General features: G+C 65.8%; 4 protein-coding genes. All 4 read left to right on the top strand.

What is annotated here, in order from left to right; genetic code table 11:
• The first annotated feature begins 273 nt into the window (after nucleotides 1-273).
• The 4 genes from V7053_RS11400 to V7053_RS11385 all read left to right on the top strand — a co-directional run bounded on the left by V7053_RS11400 (nucleotide 274) and on the right by V7053_RS11385 (nucleotide 3,004).
• Entirely contained in the window at nucleotides 274-1,527 is a 1,254-nt protein-coding gene (locus V7053_RS11400; protein WP_334172391.1) for an SRPBCC family protein, read from the top strand.
• A 73-nt stretch (nucleotides 1,528-1,600) separates the two neighbouring features.
• Nucleotides 1,601-2,005 carry a gas vesicle protein GvpJ gene (gvpJ, locus tag V7053_RS11395; protein ID WP_334172390.1) on the top strand — a complete coding sequence of 135 codons (405 nt, stop codon included), beginning with the start codon at nucleotides 1,601-1,603 and terminating at the stop codon, nucleotides 2,003-2,005.
• Nucleotides 2,006-2,030: 25 nt separating this feature from the next.
• Complete coding sequence (locus V7053_RS11390) at nucleotides 2,031-2,756, top strand: GvpL/GvpF family gas vesicle protein (RefSeq protein WP_334172389.1); 726 nt, start codon at nucleotides 2,031-2,033, stop codon at nucleotides 2,754-2,756.
• Complete coding sequence (locus V7053_RS11385) at nucleotides 2,756-3,004, top strand: gas vesicle protein GvpG (RefSeq protein ID WP_334172388.1); 249 nt, start codon at nucleotides 2,756-2,758, stop codon at nucleotides 3,002-3,004. The genes V7053_RS11390 and V7053_RS11385 overlap by 1 nt, the downstream gene beginning before the upstream one ends.
• The last annotated feature ends 142 nt before the right edge of the window (nucleotides 3,005-3,146 follow it).

The raw sequence follows: 3,146 nt of genomic DNA, 5'->3' as shown, positions 1-3,146 counted from the left end.
GCCCGCGGTGGCTCGGCCCGCGGTGGCTCAGAACGCAGTGGCTCAGAACGCGCACGCTCGGGCCAACGCGAGGATTCGGGGAGAGGGCGCGGCAGCTCCGACGGTCAATCCGATTCGTCCGCAGATCAGAAGCCGATGCGCCCGGCCCGTCCACGCCCGGCAGGATCGCGCCCCGGCACCGAGCGGCGCGGTGCTCCCCGCCGCGCGACGTCATCGGGCCGTTCAACCGGGAAGCCGTCGTCCGAGTAGACCTGTCGTCAGAGGAGACACGCCATGGAGGCAAAAGCAGACTCCGGCACCCTGACCGACAAGATCGGTCTGGGCGGCCTGAAGGACGCGGCGGGCAGCTTCGCGTCCTCGCTCGTGAACAATGGCATTGGCAAGGTCAGCGACAAGGTCGAGGGCCTCACCGGGAAGCTCAGTGACTTCACCGAAGGAAAGTCCTCGGGGCCGAGCATCAAGGACAAGGCCGTCAGCGAGGGCATCAAGGCAAAGATTCAGGGCAAGAGCCCAGCCTTGGCCGCCGTCGGCGGCGCCCTGACCGGTGTGAAAGACAAGGTGAAGGACACCGTCAGCGCCGGCGCTCAAGCCCTTACGGGAAAGGGCAGCCGGGGCAGCCGGAAGCAGAAGCTCGTCAATATCGTCGAATGGGTCGACGTGGGCGTTCCCGTCAAGGTCGCCTACAACCAGTGGACCGAATTCGAAGAGTGGTCCGACTTCATGAAGAAGGTCAAAAACGTCGAGCACGACGAGGACCAGGGGAAGGTCTCATTCAAAGGCCAGGTATTCCTCTCCCACCGCACTTGGGAATCCCAGATCAAGGAGATGGTTCCTGACGACCGGATCATCTGGAAGTCGAAGGGACAAAAGGGCCATCTCGACGGTGCGGTCACATTCCATGAATACGGGCCGCGTCTGACCAAGATCTGTGCAGTCGTCGAATATTACCCCCAGGGTTTCTTCGAAAAGACGGCTCAGATCTGGCGCGCCGTCGGACGGCGTGTGCGGGTCGAACTCAAGCGGTATGTCCGCCACGTCATGACGTCGACGATCCTCGACCCCGAGGCAACCGAGGGCTGGCGCGGCGAGATCCGTGACGGCGAGATCGTCCGTACCCACGAGGAGGTCGTGGAGGAAGAACAGCGTCAAGCGGACGAGCAGCGTCAGGCCGAGGAGGGCCAGCAGCGGGGCGAAGAAGAGGAGCCCGAGGAGACAGAAGGCCAGGACGAGTACGAGGACGAGGGAGAAGAAGGACCCGAGGACGAGTACGAGGACGAGGAAGAGGGTGAAGGCGAGTCCGAGGACGAGGAGTCCGAGGACGAAGAAGAGCCTGAAGACGAGTACGACGACGAATACGACGAGGACGAAGAGGAAGAGGAGCCCGAGGGCGAAGAGGAGCCCGAAGACGAGTACGACGACGAGGACGAAGAAGAGGAGCCCGAGGACGAGGAAGAGCCGGAGGACGAGGCGGACGGCCGGCGAGGCCATCAGGACCGTGAGCCTTCGGGGACCAGGGGGCGCCGATGAGCAAGACGGCTGAACTGAACCGATCACGTCCGACCAGACCCTTCCCCGCTAGAGCCACGCTAGGAGTGGATCCATGAGCAGCACGGCCATGCAGCCGCGAGGCGGTTACCTCGATCGCCCGCATTCCAGTTCTCTCGCCGACGTCCTCAACGTCATCCTCGACAAGGGCCTTGTGATCGACGCGTACGTGCGAGTCTCGCTCGTGGGCATCGAGGTCCTCACCATCGATGCAAGGATCGTGATCGCGAGCGTCGACACCTATCTGCGCTTCGCCGAGGCGACCAACCGCCTCGACCTGACGCAGCAGGGCGGCAAGGGCCTCCCCGACATGATCGGCGATATGTCCGAGGGCGGCTCCCACGGGAAGACCAAGGGCGTGATCGGCGGCGTGAAGGATGCGCTGGTCGGGGATCGGGACAAGGACGACGACGACAAGGAAGAAGCGCGCCCGTCCCGCCGCCGCAGGGATGAAGGGTAGGGATGGAGCCGCATCGGAGATCCCCATGAACCTCTACGTATATGGCGTTGTCCCGGCCCAGGCCAAGATTCCTCGACTGACCGGACTCCGGGGCGAGGAAATCCTGACTGTTCCGTCCGAGGCGCACGCTGCCCTCGTGTCCCCGCTCGCCGAGCCGGAAACGATCGGCACCCCCGACGACCTCATGGCTCACAGCTCGGTCCTCGACCGAATCGCCGCCACGGCGCCCGTCCTGCCGATGGTCTTCGGAACCATCGTCCCGAACGAGGAGACCCTCACCGACGAAGTCCTCGATCCGCAGTACGGCCTGTACGAGGAGAATCTGCGGCGAATCGGCGACGCGGCCCAGTTCTCCCTCCATGCGCGCTTCGTCCGGGACGCAGTGCTCGCCGAGCTCATTCGCGAGGATCCCGAAATCGCGTCGCTTCGGGAAGCGATTTCGGGGACTTCCGAGGATGAGACTCGCGACGAGCGGATCCGGCTCGGGGAGCTCATTGTTCAGGGGCTCCAGCACAAGGCCGAGGCTGAAGCGCCCCGCATCCGCTCGGCACTCGAACCGCTGGCCCGCGAGACGATCGAGCGAGAGGCCAGCCAGGCCGAGGATGTCCTCGATCTGGCGGCACTCGTCGAGAGGGCGCGGCAGGCCGAGTTCGAGCAGGTGGCCGAATCCCTTGCACGAGAGGGTGCGGGCCGCCTCACGTTCCGCCTCATCGGACCGCAGGCGCCCTACGACTTCACCGGGGAGGTCTGATGGGTCTCATCTCGGGCCTCTTCGGACTGCCGCTCGCTCCCGCGCGCGGTGTCGTCTGGGTGGCCGAGCGTCTTCAGGAGGAGGCCGAGCGCCAGTTCTACGACCCTGCGACCATCCGGCGCGAGCTTGAGGCTGTCGCCCAGGCCCGCGACGAGGGAAGCATTTCGGAAGAGGAGGCATCCGAACTCGAGCGGGAGCTCGTGGCCCGCCTCCTCGAGGGCAATGCGCGACGAAGGGAGGGGCGCTGAAGATGACGGACGAAGAGCAGCGACCGGCTCCCCGCCGTCGCGAAGCTCCTCGTGAGCGCGATCGCGAGGAGGCACCGCGCCGGAGGAGGCCGCCGGGTGAGCGGCCGAGCCGGCCGCGGCCCAGGCCGGAGGAGCGCGAGGA

It is taken from the genome of Sinomonas sp. (assembly GCF_036848755.1).
Lineage (GTDB): Bacteria > Actinomycetota > Actinomycetes > Actinomycetales > Micrococcaceae > Sinomonas.
Note: the sequence above shows the minus strand (reverse complement) of the source record. Positions and strands in the feature narration are given on the sequence as shown.

What these genes read in the sequence shown, in the direction of transcription:
- V7053_RS11385 (WP_334172388.1), top strand. Translation starts at nt 2,756, where the DNA reads ATGGGTCTCATCTCGGGCCTCTTCGGACTGCCGCTCGCTCCCGCGCGC.
- V7053_RS11400 (WP_334172391.1), top strand. Translation starts at nt 274, where the DNA reads ATGGAGGCAAAAGCAGACTCCGGCACCCTGACCGACAAGATCGGTCTG.
- V7053_RS11390 (WP_334172389.1), top strand. Translation starts at nt 2,031, where the DNA reads ATGAACCTCTACGTATATGGCGTTGTCCCGGCCCAGGCCAAGATTCCT.
- gvpJ (WP_334172390.1), top strand. Translation starts at nt 1,601, where the DNA reads ATGAGCAGCACGGCCATGCAGCCGCGAGGCGGTTACCTCGATCGCCCG.